General features: G+C 35.7%; 17 protein-coding genes and 1 riboswitch. Of the genes, 6 read left to right on the plus strand and 11 right to left on the minus strand.

What is annotated here, in order from left to right:
- Positions 1–193 precede the first annotated feature (193 nt).
- On the minus strand, positions 194–1,912 hold the full coding sequence (gene ptsP / locus ACTYBU_RS07665) for a phosphoenolpyruvate--protein phosphotransferase (protein ID WP_445488552.1): 1,719 nt from the start codon (positions 1,910–1,912) through the stop codon (positions 194–196).
- A complete protein-coding gene (locus ACTYBU_RS07670; protein ID WP_445488554.1) occupies positions 1,912–2,178 on the minus strand; it encodes a phosphocarrier protein HPr in 267 nt (88 codons plus the stop codon). The genes ptsP and ACTYBU_RS07670 overlap by 1 nt, the downstream gene beginning before the upstream one ends.
- Positions 2,179–2,714: 536 nt before the next feature.
- Between ACTYBU_RS07670 and ACTYBU_RS07675 the strand changes: the two genes are divergently transcribed.
- On the plus strand, positions 2,715–3,071 hold the full coding sequence (locus ACTYBU_RS07675; protein WP_445488556.1) for a PilZ domain-containing protein: 357 nt from the start codon (positions 2,715–2,717) through the stop codon (positions 3,069–3,071).
- A gap of 348 nt (positions 3,072–3,419) precedes the next feature.
- Here the strand turns inward: ACTYBU_RS07675 and ACTYBU_RS07680 are convergent, their stop codons facing one another.
- Positions 3,420–3,614: a hypothetical protein gene (locus ACTYBU_RS07680; protein ID WP_445488558.1), complete on the minus strand. Its 195-nt coding sequence runs from the start codon at positions 3,612–3,614 to the stop codon at positions 3,420–3,422.
- Between the two features lie 640 nt (positions 3,615–4,254).
- Here ACTYBU_RS07680 and ACTYBU_RS07685 point away from each other — a divergent pair.
- Positions 4,255–4,428, plus strand: coding sequence for a YkvS family protein (locus ACTYBU_RS07685; protein WP_445488560.1), 174 nt, complete (start codon positions 4,255–4,257; stop codon positions 4,426–4,428).
- A 186-nt stretch (positions 4,429–4,614) separates the two neighbouring features.
- On the opposite strand, the gene ACTYBU_RS07690 is transcribed toward ACTYBU_RS07685, so the two are convergent.
- Entirely contained in the window at positions 4,615–4,716 is a 102-nt protein-coding gene (locus tag ACTYBU_RS07690) for a DUF6254 family protein (protein ID WP_445488562.1), read from the minus strand.
- Positions 4,717–4,939: 223 nt separating this feature from the next.
- Positions 4,940–5,016: riboswitch (glycine riboswitch) on the plus strand.
- 262 nt (positions 5,017–5,278) lie between these two features.
- Here ACTYBU_RS07690 and ACTYBU_RS07695 point away from each other — a divergent pair.
- Positions 5,279–5,554, plus strand: coding sequence for an ACT domain-containing protein (locus ACTYBU_RS07695; protein ID WP_445488564.1), 276 nt, complete (start codon positions 5,279–5,281; stop codon positions 5,552–5,554).
- 16 nt (positions 5,555–5,570) lie between these two features.
- Positions 5,571–6,932, plus strand: coding sequence for a PFL family protein (locus ACTYBU_RS07700; protein WP_445488566.1), 1,362 nt, complete (start codon positions 5,571–5,573; stop codon positions 6,930–6,932).
- Between the two features lie 540 nt (positions 6,933–7,472).
- Here the strand turns inward: ACTYBU_RS07700 and ACTYBU_RS07705 are convergent.
- Entirely contained in the window at positions 7,473–8,516 is a 1,044-nt protein-coding gene (locus ACTYBU_RS07705; protein WP_445488568.1) for a YkvI family membrane protein, read from the minus strand.
- A 277-nt stretch (positions 8,517–8,793) separates the two neighbouring features.
- Between ACTYBU_RS07705 and ACTYBU_RS07710 the strand changes: the two genes are divergently transcribed.
- A complete protein-coding gene (locus tag ACTYBU_RS07710) occupies positions 8,794–10,947 on the plus strand; it encodes an AAA family ATPase (RefSeq protein ID WP_445488570.1) in 2,154 nt (717 codons plus the stop codon).
- Between the two features lie 29 nt (positions 10,948–10,976).
- On the opposite strand, the gene cobA is transcribed toward ACTYBU_RS07710, so the two are convergent.
- The 6 genes from cobA to nirB (ACTYBU_RS07740) form a co-directional block, all read right to left on the minus strand.
- Complete coding sequence (gene cobA, locus ACTYBU_RS07715) at positions 10,977–12,449, minus strand: uroporphyrinogen-III C-methyltransferase (protein ID WP_445488572.1); 1,473 nt, start codon at positions 12,447–12,449, stop codon at positions 10,977–10,979.
- A 124-nt stretch (positions 12,450–12,573) separates the two neighbouring features.
- Positions 12,574–13,392, minus strand: coding sequence for a uroporphyrinogen-III synthase (locus tag ACTYBU_RS07720; protein WP_445488574.1), 819 nt, complete (start codon positions 13,390–13,392; stop codon positions 12,574–12,576).
- A 126-nt stretch (positions 13,393–13,518) separates the two neighbouring features.
- Complete coding sequence (nirD, locus tag ACTYBU_RS07725) at positions 13,519–13,845, minus strand: nitrite reductase small subunit NirD (protein WP_445488576.1); 327 nt, start codon at positions 13,843–13,845, stop codon at positions 13,519–13,521.
- A gap of 33 nt (positions 13,846–13,878) precedes the next feature.
- Positions 13,879–16,293, minus strand: a complete 2,415-nt coding sequence (nirB, locus tag ACTYBU_RS07730) for a nitrite reductase large subunit NirB (protein ID WP_445488578.1) — start codon at positions 16,291–16,293, stop codon at positions 13,879–13,881.
- Between the two features lie 336 nt (positions 16,294–16,629).
- The gene (gene nasC / locus ACTYBU_RS07735) at positions 16,630–18,762 is read right to left on the minus strand and encodes an assimilatory nitrate reductase catalytic subunit NasC (RefSeq protein WP_445488580.1); all 2,133 of its coding nucleotides are present in this window, start codon (positions 18,760–18,762) and stop codon (positions 16,630–16,632) included.
- Between the two features lie 287 nt (positions 18,763–19,049).
- Entirely contained in the window at positions 19,050–21,413 is a 2,364-nt protein-coding gene (gene nirB, locus ACTYBU_RS07740) for a nitrite reductase large subunit NirB (protein WP_445488583.1), read from the minus strand.
- A 369-nt stretch (positions 21,414–21,782) separates the two neighbouring features.
- Here nirB (ACTYBU_RS07740) and ACTYBU_RS07745 point away from each other — a divergent pair, with 369 nt between their 5' ends.
- Positions 21,783–22,988, plus strand: coding sequence for a nitrate/nitrite transporter (locus ACTYBU_RS07745; protein ID WP_445488585.1), 1,206 nt, complete (start codon positions 21,783–21,785; stop codon positions 22,986–22,988).
- The last annotated feature ends 41 nt before the right edge of the window (positions 22,989–23,029 follow it).

Here is a 23,029-nt window from a genome sequence, read left to right on the forward strand (position 1 = left end):
ACAAAAAAAAGGGGCAATCCCAATTGGTTTGAACTTGCTGCTTTTAGTCATAAAACAAAAGCGAGCATTCTGACCTTTTTTAGGACTGCCTCTTAAAATAAGGGGAAAATGAGAATAGCTTGAGCAACTTAACAACTTAAGCGCCTGTGCTTACTTTATTTTTACCCATTATTCTTTTTATTAAACATTTTATTTAAGAAAGTTTTGCAGCAGCTTTTACTGCTTCCATTACTTCATCCGTTGTGGACATTTGCAATGCCTTGGCTGCTAATTCTTCCATTTCTGCTTTAGAAAGATTTAAGATTTGTGATCTAGCTTTTAATATCGATGTTGCACTCATAGAGAACTCATCTAGACCTAGCCCTAACAATAAAGGAATTGCCGTTTCATCTCCAGCCATTTCTCCACACATACCAGCCCATTTGCCTTCTTTGTGTGCTGCATCAATCACCATTTTAATCAGGCGCAAAATAGATGGATTATATGGTTGGTATAAGTAGGACACTCTTTCATTCATTCTGTCTGCAGCCATTGTGTATTGAATTAAATCATTTGTTCCAATACTAAAGAAGTCAACTTCTTTTGCGAATTGATCTGCAAGAACAGCTGTAGATGGGATCTCAACCATAATTCCAAGTTCAATTTCATCTGCAACTTTTGTACCGCTTGCAAGCAAGTTTGCTTTTTCTTCTTCAAGTAGCGCTTTTGCACCACGGAATTCATTTAATGTTGCAATCATTGGGAACATTATTTTCAAGTTTCCGTATGAACTTGCACGAAGCAGCGCTCTTAATTGTGTACGGAAAATATCCTGCTCTTCTAAACATAAACGAATAGCACGGAAACCAAGGAATGGGTTCATTTCTTTTGGAAGATCTAAATATGGCAGTTCTTTGTCTCCACCAATATCCAAAGTACGAACAACAACTGGCTTGCCTTGCATTCCTTCTAGAACGGCTTTATAGGATTCGAACTGTTCTTCTTCTGTTGGAAGCTGATCTCTTCCCATATATAAGAATTCAGTACGGTATAACCCAACAGCTTCACCACCATTGTTAACCACACCTTCTAAATCATTAGGTGTTCCAATATTTGCTGCTAATTCAACATGAACCCCATCAGCGCTGACTGTTTTTTCATTTACCAATTTAGCCCATTCTGCTTTTTGCTGTTCGTATTGTTCAGCTGTTTTTTCGTAGCTAGCTACGACTTCAGGAGTTGGATTAATATGGATTTCCCCATTTAATCCATCCACTATCACTAAATCACCGTTATTAATTTCTTCTGTTGCTTTTTTCGTTCCAACAACAGCAGGAATTTCTAAAGAACGAGCCATGATGGCAGAATGGGAGGTTCTTCCTCCAATATCTGTTGTAAACCCTTTAACAAATTGGCGATTTAATTGAGCAGTATCAGAAGGTGTTAAGTCTTCTGCAACTACAACTACTTCTTCAGAAATCATGCTTGGGTTAGCCAAGTGTACACCCAGTAAATGAGAAAGAACACGCTTCGTTACATCTCGAATGTCAGCTGCACGTTCTTGCATATATTCATTATCCATTGATTCAAACATAGTAATAAACATATCCGTTGTTTCTTTTAATGCAAATTCAGCATTGACTGCTTCAGTCTTAATTTTATCTTCGATAGGTGCGATTAATTCAGGATCACTTAAAACTAATAAATGCGCTTCAAAAATAGCTGCTTTGTCAGCACCAAGCTCTTGATTTGCTTTATCGCGAATAGCCCCTAATTCTTCTTTTGAAACTGCTAATGCAGATTGAAAACGATTAATTTCATTTTCAGCATTATCTATGGAAGTTTTTTCAAAAGAAAGATCTGGTTCAACTAAACGATATGCTTTTGCGATGGCAATTCCGCTGGATGCTGCAATTCCCTTTAAAAAACTCATTATTCTGCCAAGCCTTCTTTGCTTAAAGTATCTGCTAAACCATTAATAGCATCCTGTTCATCGCTGCCTTCAGCACTAATTTTAATATCTGCACCTTGACCAATACCTAAAGACATAACACCCATAATAGATTTAAGATTTACTTTTTTCTCTTTGTATTCTAAATGAATTTCAGAATCAAACTTGCTTGCTGCTTGTACTAAAAGTGTAGCAGGACGAGCATGAATACCTGTATCAGCTGTAACTTTAAATTGTTTTTCTACCATTGAAAAATCAAACTCCTTTATAAATAATTAAATAAGATGTACTGCTTTATATTATTTTTGAAACTTAAACAACCTTATATAATAGTCAAGAATTGTTTAACCCATAACTAATATATAATTTAATAGTTACAATTGTAAACCATTAGATAAAAAGATGTTAAGTTTATAGAAAATTATCTTGTCACATCTTTTGTTCGACTATTATATTTTCTTCAAAAAAAGCAAAAAAATGTAAGAGAATTATAATAAGTATGTAGGTATTTAAGTTTTGCAAAATGACATCTCAAAAAAAGAATAGCATTTCTTCTTTACGGAAACAATGAAAAATTGTTTATATACAGAAAATATTCCATGAAAATTAACGAAGTTGTCATATATTATGTTAATCGGCCAGTCAGCAAACATCTAATCGAAAAAAACACTTTGTTAACCGATGACAAAGGTATATCCATCCTAAAATCCATACAAGTGACAAAACGAAGGTCGACAACCTGCCAGTAATATCCTATTATAAGGTAAAAAGATTGGTGAAAAAGATGCATTATAAAAGACACGAACCATTCCGTTTTCAATTTAAAGAGCCAATTACGGCCACACTCTCCTTCCAAAATAGGGAAGGTGAAATATCGAAAATAGGTAAAGCAACAATCATTGATGTTAGCCCAAACGGTTTAAAATTTACATCTGAATTGGATTTACCTATTAAGAATGAAAACCTCTTATTCTTTATTTCTTTTATATTAAACGATAAAGAATTTTCTATACCTGGAAATATTAGCTGGAAAAAAATAAGGTCTGATTACTTTCTATATGGATATAAAGGGAAAAATGATGAAGAAACAAAAAAAGGAATTACAAAAGCATTAAAAGAATATGCAAAATCTACTAACTAAACTTAGCAAATAGAAGTTTATCCGGAGAATCAGCTTATTTAAAGACAAGGTCTATCCAGCACAGCAGCAACCTATCCTTACAAAGCATGAAGAAGACTTTATGCTAAACATACCGGTAAGGTGGAATAGAAAACCATTGCACTGTTCTACATGTTTCTTATAGCTGGAGAAAAAACGGTTATCAGCAGTCTGAAAGGTCAGACAAGCACGATCTAATAAACTTTCAGGCTGATTGATCATGTTTGGGTTAATATAAAGAGAAGAGTTGCAGGAGCGGGGGAATGAGCATCTGAGCGAGAAAAGCCTATTGTCCGCAGTCTAAACGCTTAATTAATAGGCTAATTTTGTTTAACTTCTTGGCTTTTGTAAATAGCGGTATGTGACATCTCCACCTCGTTCCGCTACTCCACGGTAATGTTTAAAATCCTCCCTTTTTACAAGATGTTCACGAAAGGATAAGAATTCTTCTTTTTTAATGATTACTTCTTCTATTTCTCCACTTTTTAGTTGTTCTAGAATCTTTTTAACAGTATCTTTTTCCATTTTTATCTCCTTTAATTAATATGCAAAACTTCCAAAAAAAATAGGAATTCAACTAAAGATATTCGATTTCATTTTTATCCGTCTAAAGCTCCGTTTTATCATACATAAAAATATTATGCTATAATATTTTTCAATTTAACTAGTTTGTATTGATAACACAAAAAACTCACGCCATGTCATCTCACTTTCGTAAACAGACACTCTTAGTATGCTAATATTTATTGATGCAAATTAAAAGAAAAAGCAGCTAGAATTGCCTATAGCGGGTATTAATATGTTATACTATTTTCCAATATCATAAGCACTTTCATTTAATTACTAGATTATTCAGACAAGAAAAACACCTTTTATCTTTTATTATCATATTATACATATATTATATTGTTATTAAAACACATACAAGCATAAGAGTGAAAGCAAGTAGTACAAACTGCATGCTGACCAATACGTCTATATTTCAAAGCATGTATCCTTAGATAAAGCTAATGTTTGTGAATGTGTAAATTGCAGCAATGCAAAAAAATAGTGTAGCGCACGTATGCTGCAACCAGGCACCATATTTCTTTACGAATAAATTCTTTTAGTGCAAACTATAACTACAGAATTTATATAATATTTGGAATTTAAGGAGTGGATGTTAGTGAAAAGAGCCGAGGTTGGGAATATAATTGAGTTTAGAGGATTACAAGGCATAGTCGAAAAAGTAAATGAGAACTCCGTAATTGTCGATTTAACCTATATGAACAATTATCGTGATCTTGAATTAGAACAAAGAACTGTTGTGAATCATAAAAACTATAAAATTATTAAATAAGTGTCTATTTCTATATTTAAACGTAAACAATTTACTATCTTCGGGGACTCTCCACTCTGTGGACTGTCCCCTTCCAAATCTAATGTTCTTTCTTTCTTTAATTATTGGCGTTTTGGCAAATACTATTCCCAAAATCAGTAAAAATACGGAAGACACTCTTTTCAACTCTTTATGATTTATTTCTCTTTATTCAGCAAGTTCTTTTTTTGTTTTTACTTTCCCGTGCGGTTTTTGTTTTTGCTTTCGAACTGTCCATTCTCTTTCTTGTTCTCGTTGTGACTTAGACATATAATCCCTCCTTTCTCATTAAGTAGGTTAATCTTTTTTTCTGTTTTTATCCTCCCTCCTTTTTGATTCTGTTATTTCATACTAGATAAGCAACAACAGCAAAATGGCCACTTTTGAAATTGTACTTTTTTTGTTGTTGACCAATAAGGCAAAAACTGTTAACATCACAATATATTTCATATACAAATGGCACGCGATGAACGTTATGGATTAAACTATAACGGGAGCAGCTTCTGGAGAGACCGTACATTACGGCACCGAAGGATTCACAATCTCAGGTAAAAGGACAGGAGAGTAACTAATACATACATTACGTAATGATTCGTTATTCTAGCTGATAACTGACCGAAAAGATTGGAGAAATCCAGTCTTTTTTTCATTTCCTTATACAATAGAACTGGCCTGCTTTTTAAATGATGCGTGTCGATCATAAGCAATTTACTATATGAAAATAAATTTCTAATGAAAACCATCTATTTTGTTAAAGATATTGTTGTCTTATGTATCAGTAAAAGTACAGCAAATACTTTTAACAAAGCAATATTAAAAATGAGGTGAAAGTATGCAGCAGCGACGTGCAGTTGTAAGCGTGATCGGTAAGGATCAAGTTGGTATTATAAGTAAAGTGACAACAGTCATTTCAACGAATAACATTAATATTCTGGACATTAGTCAAACGATATTACAAGATTTTTTCACCATGATGATGTTGGTTGATGTAACAAATAATGAGAATTTGGATGAATTGCGCAGTCAATTTGATCATTTAGGCAATGAGCTTCATTTAAAAATTAACATTCAGTTAGAAGAAATCTTTAAATCTATGCATCGGGTGTAAGAAAGAAGGGAAAAGAATGAAAATTGCATTAAACGAAATGATGGAAACCATTAATATGGTTCAAATGGAAAATCTTGATATCCGAACAGTAACAATGGGAATTAGTTTATACGATTGTGCAAATTCAGATTTTGACAAACTAAATGAAGCAGTCTATCAAAAAATAACTTCCTATGCAAGTAAGCTGACAGAAGTTGCAACAGCTGTTGAGAAAGAATATGGTATTCCTATTATTAATAAACGAATCTCTATTACCCCAATCGCTGAAATACTTGGGAATGCAACAGTGGAACAAGCCATTACGTTAGCTAAAACATTGGATAAAGCAGCTAAAACATTAAATGTTGATTTTATTGGCGGCTATTCTGCACTTGTTCATAAAGGAATTACAAAAGGTGATCAAACATTATTGGATGCACTTCCAGAAGCCTTAACTGTAACGGACCGCGTTTGTTCTTCCGTTTCTGTCGCTACTACTAGAACAGGAATCAATATGAATGCTGTGAAACAAATGGGGGAAATCATTAAAGAAGCTGCCGAAAAAACGAAAGACAAAAATGGAATTGCCTGTGCTAAACTGGTTGTTTTCTGCAACCCAGTTGAAGATAATCCATTTATGGCAGGTGCATTTCATGGTGCTGGAGAAGGCGAAGTTGTTATTAATGTAGGAGTCAGCGGTCCTGGAGTTGTCTTGAATGCATTGAAGAAATACCCGGAAGCAGACCTTGGCGAAGTATCCGATATCATTAAAAAAACAACTTTTAAAATTACCCGTGCAGGTGAATTAATCGGTCGAGTGGTAGCCGAACGACTTGGTGTTCCTTTCGGTATTATGGACCTCTCCCTTGCACCTACAAATGCTATTAATGATAGTGTTGCCGAAATATTAGAGGAAATTGGATTAGAACGTGTTGGAACACATGGCACTATCGCTGCCCTTGCTTTAATGAACGATGCAGTTAAAAAAGGCGGTGCAATGGCTAGTTCTTATGTAGGTGGATTAAGCGGCGCGTTTATTCCTGTCAGCGAGGATAACGGAATGATTCGCGGTATTTTAGATGACAGCTTGAGCTTATCCAAACTAGAAGCAATGACATGTGTATGCTCTGTTGGTCTTGATATGATTGCATTAACTGGGGAAGTATCACCAGCAACTTTATCTGCAATTATTGCTGATGAAGCCGCTATAGGTATGATTAATAAAAAAACGACAGCTGTTCGAGTTATACCAGTACCAGGTAAAAAAGAAGGAGAAATTGTTGAATTTGGTGGACTATTAGGACGAGCTCCAGTTATGGGTGTAAATCCATTCAGCTCTGCAAAATTAATTGATCGTGGAGGCCGTATTCCTTCTCCATTACAAGCTCTAATTAACTAAACATCTGTTATCCCTTTAAGCGTCATAAAGTGAACCTCCCATCAGTGGGGGTTTTGTTCATCCCCCACTGATTAGCTTGAGGTCTACAGGATGTGGATCACAGAAACGAAGACATAAGGAAGTGGCGACCTTAGTTTGTGTACCTCCCTCGGATCTTTACGGGCGAGTTTCAACACCTAGCTTCCTCGATTTCTCAGCATCTTGAGGTAGGGGTCTTACTCAATGTCATCAACTTAAGATTCCATAAATTGTACTAATATAAAAAAATTGTTCGTTTGGAGAGGCGTCCGCTCGACTCCTATGGGAATTGCGAGACAGGCGAGACCCCACACCCACAGGAGCGTCTGCGACGAGGAGGCTCAAGCGTAGCCCCATGGAAAGCGAGTGGTAAGCCTCGGAAAACCTAACGCTTATTCCACTTTTTAATCTATTTCCAATAAATTGAAGTTCAACTTGATGACATTAGGGGTTTTACTGCCCGTTAAGAGTGGGATAAAAGATGGGCTCATTCCTTCATTATATGACGCTTTTTTATTAAGCTTACCATTGATCTTGTGGAATAGGCTTTATCCATAAGATCAATAAAAAAACTAAACTAATATAACCAAATAAAGGATACAAAAAAGAAAGAAGTGTTCCATAATGAATAAAGCTAATCATATAGGAAATGAAAAAAATAAACACAATAATAAGTATACTGGGAAGTTTTATATAGCCGCTTAATTGTCTTTCCAAACCATAAACATTTCCAATGACTGAAGTGAAAATTTCTCCATAAATAACTAATATATATATCCATGAAAGCTGTGGAGCCAAATTTTTCATTATAGTAGCCATTGGTATTGCATAACCATCTACATCATGAAGCATTATTAACGTAAAATGACTGGATATTAAGATGAACATTAAAGCAATCCCACCAATTATTCCTCCCCATTTAACCGTTTCATCATCTCCAATTTCAGAAGCAGCCGGCACCAGAACTGCTATAGCCAACGATAAATTAAGAGCGGTATAGGAAAACGGTGCAGCAATAGACTTCCACCCACTATTATTTGTAAAAGCAAAAATATGCACTATAAATTCTGGAAGCTGAACCGATAAAAAAAATAAAATAAAGCTAAAGCTAATCATTATAGGGACAACGAATGTATTAACAGCAAATAACCCTTTCATGCCTACCATCATGACAATCAAGGATAAACTAATTGTAAATATGACTCCAATCCCTTTACTTATCCCCAATTGTTCTTCAAAAACAGCTCCTGCCCCTGACAGCATGACTGCACAAACTCCGACTAACATAATAAGCATAATACTATTTATAAATGTTCCTATTACTTTCCCGAATAAAAAAATAGTAAACTCTTGATAAGATCTAGCTTTTAATTTTACTGATATTCTCATAAGTTTCGAACCTAAATAGGCAAATATAGTGCCGCTGATTAGAATGCCGATTAAGCCAATAACCCCAAACTGGGAAAAGAATTCTACAATCTCTTTCCCTGTTGCAAAGCCGGCACCAACAACGGTTCCAACATAAACAGCAGCTAACTGAAAGGCTGCACTCCATTTGTTTTTCACATATTCCCCTCCCTACTTACACTATATGTAAAAGAAGACAAACAAAGACGAGCTTTTTTATTGCTTTATTTTTTTTATTTTTACATAATAGAACAAAGTTTTGTCTCAAGAATTAGAAAACTATATTTAAACAGCCTATAATGTTTGATCTTCCTTTGTACAAAAATTATTTTTCCATTATTTTCTATAAGCAAAAAAGTTGAAGATCAAAAAAGGTCAAAGTATAATAACATTATGAAAGGTCAAATTTGATCAAATTCAAAAGGAGGAAATTTAAATGAAATGTCAATTTTGTCAAGAAAATAACGCAAGTGTAAGTGTACGATTTGTATTGAATAATGAAGAGCATCAACTAAACCTTTGTCATACTTGTTATCAAAAAGAAAAGCAAAAAATGACAGCTAATCCTAATTCATTTTTTTCTCAACCTTCCCCTTTTGATGATTTATTTAAATCATTTAATGGCCAAACAGGGGCAATGAAGTCAGCTAACCAAGCTCCTTCAGGAAACAATACAATACTTGAAAAATTCGGAAAAAATTTAAATAACCTTGCAAAAGCTGGATTAATTGATCCGGTTATTGGAAGAGAAAATGAAATAGAACGTGTAATTGAAATATTAAATAGAAGAAATAAAAACAATCCTGTATTAATCGGAGAGCCTGGAGTAGGGAAAACTGCCATTGCAGAAGGCTTGGCATTAAAAATTGTTGAAGGATCTGTACCAAAAAAATTAAAAAATAAAGAAATTTATTTATTAGATGTAGCATCGCTTGTTACAAATACAGGTATTCGCGGACAATTTGAAGAACGCATGAAACAGATTATTCATGAAATTCAGGAAAGAAAAAATGTCATTGTGTTTATTGATGAAATTCACCAGCTAGTGGGCGCCGGTTCTGCAGAAGGTTCTATGGATGCAGGAAATATTTTAAAACCAGCTCTAGCACGTGGAGAACTTCATATAATTGGCGCTACTACACTAAAGGAATATCGTCAAATTGAAAAAGATGCAGCATTAGAAAGAAGATTTCAGCCTATTCAAGTGGCAGAACCCTCTGTTGAAGCTGCAATTGCGATCTTACAAGGAATTAAAGATAAATATGAACAATACCATGAAGTTATATATACAGATGAATCAATTAACGCTTGCGTTGAATTGTCTAGTCGATATATTCAAGATCGTTTCTTACCAGATAAAGCGATCGATTTATTAGATGAAGCAGGTTCGAAAATGAATCTTTCCTCCAACTATACAAATACAGAGGAAATAGATGCTAGATTAGCAAGCATCGCAAAGGAAAAAGAGCTTGCGTTGAAAGAAGAGAATTACGAACAAGCAGCTGCTCTGCGAAATGAAGAACAAGCATTAGAAAAAGCTTTAAATAACCCTAACACTGATGAAAAACCGATTGTCGAATTATTATTAATCCAGCAGTTAATTGAAAAGAAAACTGGTATTCCTGTAGGAAAACTGCAGCAGGATGAACAGCAAAAGATGAAATATTTAGCAGATCATTTAGCTGCAAAAGTTATAGGGCAGGATGAAGCTGTTAAGAAAGTGGCTAAAGCAATTAAACGCAGCAGAGCAGGCTTAAAAGCTAAAAACAGACCGATCGGAAGCTTCCTATTTGTCGGCCCTACTGGAGTAGGAAAAACGGAGTTAACGAAAACATTAGCAGAAGAATTGTTTGGCAGCAAAGACAGCATGATCCGCTTGGATATGAGTGAATACATGGAAAAACACAGCATTAGCAAAATCATCGGTTCACCGCCAGGATATGTGGGACATGAAGAAGCTGGCCAATTAACGGAACAAGTAAGAAGAAACCCATACAGCATCATTCTTTTAGATGAAATCGAAAAAGCGCATCCGGATATTCAATCCATCTTCTTGCAAATACTAGAAGACGGACGATTAACGGACAGCCAAGGAAGAACAGTAAGCTTTAAAGATTCTGTTATTATTATGACAAGCAATGCAAGTGTCGGACACAAAAATATTGTAGTTGGATTTGAGAATAATTCAGCAATGGAAGAAAGCAATTTGCTACAGTCTTTAGGAAGCTTCTTTAAACCTGAGTTTCTTAACCGATTTGATGCAATCATCGAATTCAAATCGTTAGAAAAACAACATCTTTTACAGATTACCGATCTATTATTAGAAGAGTTGGCAATTACGTTGAAAGAACAAAATATCTCGTTAAACATAACAGCTGACGTAAAAGATAAATTAGTAGAATTGGGCACACATCCTAGTTTTGGTGCCCGCCCATTAAGAAGAGTAATTCAAGAGCATTTAGAAGATAATTTGGCTGACTTTATTTTAGACGAACCAGAAACAACAAGATTAACAGCGATATTAAAAGAAGAAACTATTCTAATTGAAGCAGAAAAAAATGCAGCTATTACTGTTAACCAAAATAAATAAAAGAAGAGGGTTTGTCTACCCTCTTCTTTTTATATATTGACTAACTGGTATTCCTCTTTCAAACACTCTATAAAAGCCTCGATTGTCGGTTTAGCTGGAATTTTATTTGGTAAAATTCCGCATGCCTCCGCTGTTTCTTTTGTTTTTGTTCCCATGCATACAACTTGTACTGTTTCCGGTAAATTTCCCATACCATAACGGCTAGATTGCTTCTTAAAAACATGAACAGATTTACTATTAGGAAACACCAATGTATCAATCTCAGATTCCTCTAACTGACGCTGAATAATCGGCGTAAACTTCGAATCAATCGATTTAAAGCTTGTGATAAATAAATCAACTTCTCCAAAGTTATCCTTATAGTTTTCTTCCTCTTCAATTACCTGTTGATCACCAACTATTAAGAGCTTTCCAACTGCTTTTCTTTCAGAAATGTAAAATCCTGTTAAACCTTTTGCTTCTAGTGCTTTTATTGTTTTTACAGATGTGCCATATAACTCTGCTGTTATAAGTCGGAGATCTTTTTTATTCTCTGATAAAATGTCAAAAAAGTCATTTGCTGCTTCTGATGAAGCAAATAATATTTGATCATAAGATCGGAGATTATTTAACTGTGTTGGTTCAAAATAAGCCTTTTCTTTTCGCCATTTTGGGAATTCAATAACATCTGCTCCATTTTCTTTTAACTCAAGAGCTAATTTACTTTCTTCTGTCCCTGTTCGAACCAGTACCATTTGACGACCAAATAAAGCTTTTTTCTCAAACCAGCTTATTCTTTCCCTTGCTGCAACAACCTCACCTACAAGAGTAATTGCAGGATTTGTTATATTTTCTTTTTGGGCAAGATCAACGATTGTGTCTAATGTACCTTCTACACTTTTTTGTCTGCCGTACGTTCCCCATTGAATTATGATGGCAGGAGTATTTGGTGATTTTCCATGCTTAATAAGGTTATCACAAATGTATTGTAAATTTTTCACTCCCATATAAAAGGCAATTGTTTTAATGCTGCTGCTAAGTCCTGCCCAATCAATGTCCGGTTTTCCATTTGGTGTCTTGTCATGGGCAGTCACAATGGCAAAAGAACCTGCGCAGTCTCTATGTGTTACAGGAATGCCAGCATAAAGAGGAGCTGCAATGCCAGAGGTGATCCCTGGAACCATTTCAAACTCAATATTGTGTTCCGCTACTGCTAAGGCTTCTTCTCCTACTCTACCAAAAACACTAGGATCTCCCCCCTTTAAACGGACAACGGTCTTTCCTGCTAATGCTTTTTCAACTAAAAGACTATTGATTACATCTTGTCTTAGGAAATGCCTATTTGGAAGTTTTCCGCAATAGATGAATTCACAATCCGTTTGTGCATGGTTCAATAGATTTGGATTAATCAGCCGATCATAAAGAATGACATCTGCTCTCTTAATCGCTTCTAAACCTTTAACCGTAATTAATTCAGCATCTCCTGGACCTGCACCTACTAAATAAACTTTTCCTTTCTGCATAGCAGTCATCCTCTCTACACCTTTACTTTTATTTGTAATAAGTAAGGGGTGGCATTCACTTTTTCACCAATATCTTACATCATCATCATTGTCAAACTACTTTTTTCTATGAGCAAAAGCGCAATCAACTTTTTTGGTATTCCTCTTTATAGAACTGTTCTAATGCAATAATGGCGCTTCCCATTCTTTCTTCTTTCGGAATAACCATCCTTTCCACTCCTTCTTCTCGGAGTGCAGCAGCAGTAACTTTTCCGACAGCTACAGCTATTACATGATTAGAAAAAGCTTTTAGCATTTCGTCATAAACCCCTTTTTCTTTCGCGTAGGAAAATAAAAAGCGTGCTTGAGGGGTGCTGGTAAAGTTAACTGCATCTACTTCTCCATGAAGAATTTCTGCCACTAGCTTTTCTAATACCTCTTCATTTGGCGGAATATGCTTATATGGAAGAATTTCTTTGAATTCTGCTTGTTGTTCCTGCAGAAACTCTATTAATCTAGGAGCCGGATCCCCATGAAGTTGAAGTGCTACTTTGCACCCTTTCAAATCATGAGAGGCTAGAGATCTTACTAATCCGACAGTGCTTCCATCATCATCTCGAACAAGAGGAGCAATATTTAAACGCTTCAGCATATTAACGGTTTTATATCCTCTTGCTGCCACTTTTGCTGCTTGTATCGTGGTAATAAACGCTTCACCAAGCTCTATTCTTTCAGCCGTTTTATAAAGTGTTTCTGTTCCAACTCCTGTAGTAAAAATAAACCAATCATAATTTCCTGCCACTAATTGTTTTATATCTTCTTCTAAATTGGAATCATCTAAATAAATCGTTCCTTGTGCTGGCCGCTGAAGCGGAATACCCCCTAAATTAATGATTAATTTGCAAAGTTCTTCCGCTTTACGCTGCCCTGCTAATGCTATTCGTATTCCTTCTAATCGTTTCAATGCAGTACCTCCATATCAATAAGTTTTGAAACTACTATACCATTTTATTGATATAAAGAGAAAATGAATTTTTCACTTCTAAATCCTATCATGCCTTACAAATGCTGATATTGTTAGATTAATAGTTTATTCTTCCATTAAAAGGTAGACATTATTTTCTTCCAGAGTTGTTTTGTATGTTTTCACACATCCTGAATCCGGTTCTTGTACCTTTCCATCTTCTAAACATATTTTCCAATCATGCATTGGACAAAATACAAACTCACCACTGACAATGCCTTCTGTTAACACACCGCCTTTATGTGGACAACGGTTTTCTACTGCTCGTATGGATCCTCCAGACAATCTAAAAACAGCAATTTCTTTATCTTTAAATTGAACAGTCTTTCCTAAACTTCTTGGAAGCTCGTCTAGCCCGCACACTAAAACCTTCGTTATTTCTTTATTCACCATCTGTATTAGTCCCCCTTTTATTAGCCATCATCATTAAGACAATACTACATTTTCAAATAATTCTTTTGTCGTTTTTTTGCTTTCAATAATTTCTTTCCAAGGATCTTTATACACCGATAACGTTTCTTCCATGCGTGCATTTAACTCTTTTCGTTTCTCTTTATCATCAAGAACTGATTGAACATGCGCTAAGCCAACTCGATCAATCCATGCAGAAGTTCGTTCTAGATAGTTTGCAGTTTCACGATAATATTGTAAGTATGCTCCAGTTACTTCCATTACTTCTTCTTCTGTTTTCACTTTATACAATAAGTCTCCACCACGAACATGTGTACCACCGTTACCACCAACATATAGCTCCCATCCACCGTCGATGCCAATGAAACCAATGTCTTTAAATCCTGACTCTGCACAACTTCTTGGACAAGCAGATACTGCCATTTTTACTTTATGAGGTGTTTGCAACCCTTCAAATTTTTTCTCTAATCGAATTCCAAGTCCCATTGAATCTTGTGTTCCAAAACGGCAGAATTGTTCACCAACACATGTTTTAACAGTACGTAAAGATTTTCCGTATGCAAATCCTGAAGGCATATCTAAGTCTTCCCATACTTTCGGCAAATCTTCTTTTTTCACTCCAATTAAGTCGATGCGCTGTCCACCAGTTACTTTAACTAATGGTATTTCATATTTATCTGCTACATCTGCAATCCTTCTTAAATCATTTGCATTTGTAACTCCACCGTACATGCGTGGTACAACAGAATAGGTACCATCTTTTTGAATATTTGCATGCATGCGTTCATTCACAAATCGAGATTCTCTCTCATCCTTATAATCTATTGGATTTACCATTGCTAAATAATAGTTGAGCGCTGGGCGACATTTCGAACATCCTTCTAGGCTAGTCCATCCAAGAACACTCATTACTTCTCTTGTATGTGTTAAGCCTTTCGCTCTAATTTCTTCTACAACCTCATCTCTTGATAAAGTTGTACAACCACAGATTGCTTCTTTTTGAGCTGCTGCGTCAAAATCGGAACCAAGTGTATGCTGCAATAATTCTGCAACTAGTGGTTTACAGCCTCCACAAGAACGAGAAGCACTTGTGCATGCTTTTATTTCATCTACAGAAGAACAACCTTGTGCTTGTATCGCTTCCACAATCGTTCCTTTTGATACACCGTTACAGCCGCAAATAATTTCATCAGCAGTCATGCTTGCAACTAAACTTGTTCCAGACTCTTGCCCAATTGGCTGCAAAATCGATATTTTTTCCGTATCAGAAACATCTGCTTCTTTTTGAATCATAGAAAATAAACGATTTCCTTCACTGCTGTCACCAAAAAGCACAGCTCCAACAATTTGATTCCCTCTCAGCACAATTTTTTTGTAGACTCCATCTTGTTCATCAAATACTTTAATAGCTTTTTTCTCTGAATCTTCTGTAAAATCTCCCGCTGAGAATACTTCTACACCTGATACTTTTAACTGCGTTGACAATACCGATCCTTCATAAGGTTTAGCAATTTGCCCGCATATATGATTTGCTAATACTTTCGCTTGCTCATAAAGAGGTGCAACTAGTCCATATGGTATGCCACGATGCTCAGCACATTCTCCAACGGAATAAATATGTGGTATATCTGTTTGCAAGTAGTCATTTACTACAATTCCACGATTAACTGCGAGACCACTGTTGACTGCTAATTCAATATTTGGCTTAATTCCCACTGCCATTACAACCAAATCTGCATCCAATGTTGACCCATCTTTAAACTTTAATCCTTCTACTCTCTCATTTCCTAAAAATTGTTCTGTTTGTGTTTCTAATAAGAACTTCATCCCCTGTTTTTCCAACTCTTTTTGTAGAAGGCTTCCAGCAGTCGGATCAAGCTGACGCTCCATTAAAAAAGGTCCAAGATGAATGACAGTTACATCCATTCCTAAATTTAACAATCCTCTTGCTGCTTCTAATCCGAGCAATCCCCCGCCGATAACAGCTGCTTTTTTATACTTTTTGGAAGCTTCCAGCATAATATCCGTGTCTTTTATATCACGGAAAGCTGTAACACCTTCCTTGTCCGCACCAGGAATAGGAAGCATAAATGGCACTGATCCAGTTGCCAAGATAAGTTCATCATAAGCTTCTACTCTGCCAGAATCGGTGATGACTACTTTCTTCTCAGCATCTACTTTTGTTACTGTTTCACCAGTATGTAGCGTAATATTATTTTCTTTATACCAATCCCAATCATTTAATGTAATATCTTTTACTTCAGTATCCCCTTGCAATACCTTTGATAATAAAATTCTATTATAATTCGGATGAGGTTCACTTCCAAAAATAGTAATATCAAATTGTTCTTTTGATATTTTTAATATTTCCTCCACTGCCCTTACCCCGGCCATCCCATTTCCTACAAGAACTAATTTCTTTGTGCTCATCAAAATGCCTCCCCTTTAAAACTCCCTTAACTTGTTATCATTAAAAGATGTTTTTCAAATACTTGTTTAATTCACTTTATCATAATTAAAAGATGTTTTTAATATACTTGTTATATTTTCTGACACACTTTTTTGAAATTTTTTTTCTTTTCGAAAAATACAAATTTAAAAAAACATTGAAACATTCACATTGTATCCCCTTTCAAAACTCATTTTTTTTTAGAAAATCACATCATTTTTTTCTGGAAAATAGGAAGAAAATGAAATTCAAAAAAAAAAACACACTATGTCTTTATTTACGACATAAGTGTGCAGTTATTATTTTGAATTTTTATTTTATAAAGAGCTTACTTTTACAGCACTTACTTTGAATCCAGGCATTTTACAAGTAGGATCCAAATCTCCAGCGATTAATATATTTACATTTTGAGACCCTGCCCAATGAATAGGTACAAATACTGTATCTTGTCTAATTTTATCTGACCATTTGCTTCTTACTACGATACTACCCCGTTTTGACTCCACTTTCACCAATACATTATTTGAAATATTATATTTCTCAGCTGTTGCTGGATGAATCTCCATATAGGATTCAAAGTTTCTTGCAGATAAAGAAGCGCTTTTTCGAGTTTGTACGCCGGTTAAATATTGCGCCATAACCCTTCCTGTCGTCAAATACAGCGGAAATTCCATGCTTATGCTCTCTTTTGGAACAACCGGTATATTTTCCACTGCCACCATCTTCGCTTTTCCATCTTCATGTGCAAAGCCATTTTCAAATAACCGTGCAGTTCCACTTTGATTTGTATCAGAACATGGCCATAATATTCCTTTTTCTTTTTTTATTCGCTCATAAGTTATGCCAGAATAATCTGCAATTCCTCCTTTGCTTGCTTTTCTCAACTCATTGAATATGTCCTCTGCTTTTGTATAAGAAAAGTACTCTCCTTTTCCAAGTACGTTTGCTATTTCGCAAATAATCTGCCAGTCATGCTTTACCTCTCCTGGACATGGACGACTTGCTTCCCGCAGCATGACTCTGCCTTCTAAATTTGTCATCGTCCCTTCGTCCTCGAGATAGGAGGATGTAGGCAATATTAAATCTGCTAGTTTTGCCGTTTCCGAAACAAACATATCCACTGCAACGAAAAACTTTAATTTCTTTAATGCTCTTTTGACAAGATTGGCATTTGGATTAGAAACAATTGGATTGGAGCACATAAGAAACATTCCCGTTATTTCACCTTGATCTGCTTTTTCAAACATTTCATATGCGGATACACCTTTTCTAGGAATATCTTCTTTCTTTATTCCCCATACATCTGCAATATAAGCTCGATGTTCTTCATTTTCGATACTGCGATATCCAGGCAATTGGTCCGCCTTTTGGCCATGTTCTCTTGCTCCCTGTCCGTTTCCTTGTCCAGTAACGGCACCATAGCCGGAATACATCTTTCCAATTTTTCCAGTGGCAATTACAATATTTAAAAAGTTCCTAACTGCCGCTACTCCATCTGTCTGCTGTTCTATTCCTCTAGCTGTAAAAATCATTCCTGATTCTTCTTTGGCAAATTTCGTTGCAGCTTTATAGATTGCTTGGACAGGTACACCAGTCCATTCGGCAATTTCATTTAGATCAAGGGTGGAAATATATTGTTTCACTTCTTCAAATCCAGTTGCTTTTTCTTTAATAAACGTTTCATCTACTAAGTTTTCGTCCAAGATTACTTTTAAAAGTCCATTTGCTAATGCAGCATCTGCTCCTGGTTTTACCTTTAAATGTAAATCAGCTAATTTCGTTGTTGCTGTTTCACGAGGATCAATCGCAATAATAAAACAACCGTTTTCCTTTGCTTTTTCAAAATATGGAATAATCGTTGGCTGGCATTCTACAATATTTGTTCCGGCTAAAATAATGACCCGTGTAAAAGGAACTTCTGCCAATGTATTCGTTAATCCTCTATCCATACCAAAGCTTTGAGCTGCCGCCGTTGCAGCTGCTGACATGCATAAGCGTCCATTATAATCAATATACTTTGTTTGCAATGCAACACGTGCAAACTTTCCTAATAAATAAGCTTCTTCATTGGTAATAGAGGCGCTCCCATATACCGCCAACGCATTCTTCCCATCCTCTTTTTGAATTTGCGTGAAATTTTGCTTGATAGTATTTAACGCTTCCCTCCATGTGATGCGTACAAACTCACCATTCACTTTTAATAAGGGGTATTTAATTCGGTCATGCTGAAAAACATGCTGATGTGCATTCAAACCTTTTATGCATAAACGACCCTCAGATGTTGGATTGTCTATCCCCGTCACTGTATATTTTTTTCGGGAAACGATGGATTCTTCCACTAATTGCATTTTACATTGCATACTGCAAAACGGACATTGAGTATTGAATCTTTTTTCTGATTGAGCTTCCTTTTGTTGTGTTCGAAAATACTTTAATAACATTTCCGTCATTATCATACTTCCTCTCTTTCATTCTAAGATTTAATTACGAAACTAGCATGATGCTTGTTGAATGATTATTCCATCATCGGACTTACCCTATCCTTGACCCTAGCTTGGAATGACACGCGTTTATATAATGCCGATTGTATATTCAATTGCTGCTATGCTGCATATTAAAAATACGGAACACTTTTATCCCACTCTAAACTGGCAGTAAAACCTCCACCTCAAGATGCCCGGAAATCGAGAAAGCTAGGTGGGGGATGAAGAACCCCCCACTGATGGAAAGCTTCACTTTATAGTAAAGTCTTTTCCACATAGCTTTTTCTTACCTGCATTTCTTTCTCTAATCGATTTATTAAAAGTCTTCTAATATCTTGATCGAATAAAACCTCTCTAATATGAACTAAATTCACTCTTTCTATCCACTGCCAAGTTCTTTCTAAATAATTCGCTGTTTCTCGATAGTACTGAATAAATCCAGCAATGATTTCTATCGTTTCTTCTTCCTTCGATGCAACACATAATAATTCTCCTGCTCGTGCATCCCTTCCACTGCTGCCGCCGACATAGATTTCCCATCCTCTAGCAATGCCAATTATGCCGATATCTTTTGTTGTAGAACCTGCTCCATTATGCATGCAGGATGAAACTCCCATTTTCACACGGTAAGGAGTAGGGAGAGAGGCAGTTTGTTTTTCCAGTTGAACAGCTAACTGCAGCGATTTTTGTTTCTCACATGTGCAAATATGCTCTCCAATACATGTTTTAATCGGGTGAACAGTGTTTCCAAATGTAGAAGTTAATGGCATATCCAATTGAAGGCATATATCCAGCAGCTGTTCTTTTGCAATGCCCATTAAGTGGATTCTTTGTTCACTTGTGACAGCTACTTGATCAATCTTATATTTTTTAATACAATCGCTTATTTTTTGTAATTGTTCTCCATTCGTCATTCCTCCATGCATTTGAGGAATGATTGTGTATGTGCCATCATTTTGCATAATGGCATTTATATTTTCATTTTCATAGAATACTCCTTGAACATTTTCATATTCAGGATAAATCATTCCTAAATAATACTGAAGTGCGGGTGCACATTTTGAACAGCCGCCAACATTTTTCCAATGGAGCTTCGTCATTACCTCTTGAACCGACATAATATTTTGAACTTGCATTTCATGCACTACTTCTTCTTCTGTTAAAGACGTACAATCACACATCGATTTTTTTTCAATTTTCTCATGAAAGTCACCACTGTGAATATAGTGCAATAAATCTCCAACCAAGGATTTACAGCCGCCGCATGAAGCGGAAGCTTTTGTACATTGCTTTACTTCCTCTACTGTTGTTAACTCTTTTTCTTGTACTGCTTCTATAATGTTACCTTTTGTCACGCCGTTGCAATTGCAAATCATCTCGCTTTGAAGCATTGCAGCAAATGAATTTGCTCCATCCTCTTTCATTTGGTACAATTCCTGTCTATCTAATTGATGTATATCTTTTTTCTTCAGCACCATGTCCTGTATTTTTGCACTTAATCTTGTATCTCCAAATAAAATAGCTCCAACGACTTGATCATCTTCCAATAAAACTTTTTTATAAACTCCATCCACTTCATCAAAAACTTTGATTGATTTTGTATTTTCCCCTTCGTATACGTTTCCAACAGAAAAAACATCGATGCCGGATATTTTTAATTTAGTAGAAAGAATGGAGCTTTTGTATGGTTCTCCATTGATTCCGCAGATTCTTTGCGCTAAAACTTGCCCTTGCTCGTAAAGGGGCTTCACAAGACCATAAACCATTCCTCTATGTTCTACGCATTCCCCAACAGCATAAATATTAGGGATGCTAGTTTCCATATAATCATTTACAATAATCGCTCTATTTGTTTCCAGTCCAGTTTCTTTCGCTAATTTGATGTTCGGAATAACTCCAACCGCAAACACAATTAAATCCGCTTCCTTTTCAGTTCCATCATTAAAGCGAATTCCCTCCACACGAGTGCTTCCTAGGATTTCTTCTGATTGCTTTCCTAACAAAAAATTCATGCCTTGGAATTCAAGCTCTTTTTGCAAAAGCTTAGATGCGGTTTTGTCTAATTGCCTTTGCATTAAATATTCTCCATTATGCACGACGTCAACCTTCATTCCAAGATTAAGGAGCCCTCTCGCTGCTTCCAGTCCTAACAAGCCACCACCGATGACCATTGCCTTTTTATATTTTTTCGAAGAATCGATTATTTTTTCACAGTCCTCAATCGTTCGAAATGCAATAACTCCTTCTTTTGAGCTTCCTGGAAGGGGCAGCACAAATGGCAAAGATCCTGTAGCAAAAATAAGCTTATCGTACAATAGTTTGTTTTGTTTATCTGTTAAGACATATTGTTCAGTTGGATTAACTTTGATGACACTTTCCCCTTTGCAAAGAGTAATAAAGTGTTCTTTATACCAAATATCGTCATTTAATATAATATCTTGGATGGAAATATCCCCCTGTAAAACAGAAGATAATAAAATCCGATTGTAATTTGCATGAGGCTCGCTTCCAATAATAGTGATTTGAAATGTGTTTTCAGGGTCATTTTTTATGATTTCCTCCACACACCTTACTCCTGCCATCCCATTCCCTATTACTACAAGTTTCTGTTTCACCATCACTTATAACCCCCTGCTTTTTTCAATAATTAAATGTAATAAATAGAATACATGATTTCTATTATTTCATAATTTAAATTTTCGGAAAATAAACATGTCAGATAATCTAACAATATACTTTCCTTGAAACCGCTTAAAATGTTATTACAACAGCATTTATTCTTTATGTACTTTTTTTATATTTTTTCCACTGTGCAAATGTTCAAAAAATACTACGTCAGATATTCTTACACAAACCTTTTCCAAATATCATCCCTCTACTATAATCAAAACATGTAAATTATTTATTAGTTTACCACTTTAAAGTAATATTGGATGACATAATTGTCCCTATTGCTTGCATTATTAAATACCAAGGAGGATATAAAAATGAAATTATCTGAATTAAGAAAAACTGGACATCCGAAAACACTGCTCTCGTCTTTTTTGTATTTTGATATTAGTTTTATGATTTGGGTTATGCTTGGTGCACTGGGTGTATTTATTTCTCAAGAGTTTGGTTTAACACCAGCACAAAAAGGATTTATTGTTGCGATTCCTACATTAGCAGGCTCTTTTTTCCGGATCGTTTTAGGTATTTTAACGGATCGAATTGGACCAAAAAAAACTGCGACTATCGGAATGTTAGTCTCGATGATCCCGTTGATTTGGGGATTTTTAGCAGGTAAGTCTCTTCCTGAACTATATGCAATCGGCATTTTATTAGGAGTAGCTGGAGCTAGCTTCTCTGTTGCTTTGCCTATGACGAGCCGTTGGTACCCGCCTCATTTACAAGGGTTGGCAATGGGAATTGCTGGTGCCGGTAATAGTGGAACGTTAATCGCAACATTATTTGGACCTCGTTTAGCAGTGCATTTTGGCTGGCATAGTGTAATGGGATTTGCTCTTATACCTTTAGTCATTGTTTTTATATTGTTTACTGTTTTAGCGAAAAACGCACCTTCTCAGCCAAAGCCTGAGCCTATCGCTAATTATTTCAATGTGTTTAAATTTAAAGATACATGGTTCTTTTGTCTTCTGTATGGGGTAACATTTGGCGGCTTTGTTGGATTAGCAAGCTTTTTAAGTATTTTCTTTGTAGATGAATATCAGTTGACTTCCGTACAAGCTGGTGATTTTGTTACATTATGTGTTGCAGCTGGGAGCTTTTTCCGACCAGTTGGCGGCTTTATTGCCGACCGAATTGGAGGAGTCAAATTACTATCCACTTTGTTTATTATTGCAGCAATATGCATGATGGGCGTTAGCCTTCTTCCTGCTCTTGGCCTTGTTATTGCTTTACTTTTTATTGGTATGATGTGTTTAGGAATGGGAAATGGCGCAGTATTCCAATTAGTTCCTCAGCGCTTTCAAAAGGAAATTGGAATGGTAACTGGGATTGTTGGTGCAGCTGGTGGAATCGGCGGCTTCTTCCTTCCGAATATTTTAGGTACATTAAAACAGGTTACAGGTACATATTCATCAGGATTCCTTACCTTTTCCTTCATTGGTTTAGCCGCTTTCGGTATTTTAATGATAGCAAATTTATCGTGGAAGAAACATTGGAACACGAAAGGTGATGCTGTAAAAATATAATGTAAACTACGACTTTCCTTAATCATAAATAAAGAACTGAC

The sequence above is a fragment of the Niallia sp. 03133 genome (assembly GCF_052663225.1).

What these genes read in the sequence shown, in the direction of transcription:
- ptsP (WP_445488552.1), bottom strand. Translation starts at nt 1,912, where the DNA reads ATGAGTTTTTTAAAGGGAATTGCAGCATCCAGCGGAATTGCCATCGCA.
- ACTYBU_RS07670 (WP_445488554.1), bottom strand. Translation starts at nt 2,178, where the DNA reads ATGGTAGAAAAACAATTTAAAGTTACAGCTGATACAGGTATTCATGCT.
- ACTYBU_RS07675 (WP_445488556.1), top strand. Translation starts at nt 2,715, where the DNA reads ATGCATTATAAAAGACACGAACCATTCCGTTTTCAATTTAAAGAGCCA.
- ACTYBU_RS07680 (WP_445488558.1), bottom strand. Translation starts at nt 3,614, where the DNA reads ATGGAAAAAGATACTGTTAAAAAGATTCTAGAACAACTAAAAAGTGGA.
- ACTYBU_RS07690 (WP_445488562.1), bottom strand. Translation starts at nt 4,716, where the DNA reads ATGTCTAAGTCACAACGAGAACAAGAAAGAGAATGGACAGTTCGAAAG.
- ACTYBU_RS07695 (WP_445488564.1), top strand. Translation starts at nt 5,279, where the DNA reads ATGCAGCAGCGACGTGCAGTTGTAAGCGTGATCGGTAAGGATCAAGTT.
- ACTYBU_RS07700 (WP_445488566.1), top strand. Translation starts at nt 5,571, where the DNA reads ATGAAAATTGCATTAAACGAAATGATGGAAACCATTAATATGGTTCAA.
- ACTYBU_RS07710 (WP_445488570.1), top strand. Translation starts at nt 8,794, where the DNA reads ATGAAATGTCAATTTTGTCAAGAAAATAACGCAAGTGTAAGTGTACGA.
- cobA (WP_445488572.1), bottom strand. Translation starts at nt 12,449, where the DNA reads ATGCAGAAAGGAAAAGTTTATTTAGTAGGTGCAGGTCCAGGAGATGCT.
- nirD (WP_445488576.1), bottom strand. Translation starts at nt 13,845, where the DNA reads ATGGTGAATAAAGAAATAACGAAGGTTTTAGTGTGCGGGCTAGACGAG.
- nirB (WP_445488578.1), bottom strand. Translation starts at nt 16,293, where the DNA reads ATGAGCACAAAGAAATTAGTTCTTGTAGGAAATGGGATGGCCGGGGTA.
- nasC (WP_445488580.1), bottom strand. Translation starts at nt 18,762, where the DNA reads ATGACGGAAATGTTATTAAAGTATTTTCGAACACAACAAAAGGAAGCT.
- nirB (WP_445488583.1), bottom strand. Translation starts at nt 21,413, where the DNA reads ATGGTGAAACAGAAACTTGTAGTAATAGGGAATGGGATGGCAGGAGTA.
- ACTYBU_RS07745 (WP_445488585.1), top strand. Translation starts at nt 21,783, where the DNA reads ATGAAATTATCTGAATTAAGAAAAACTGGACATCCGAAAACACTGCTC.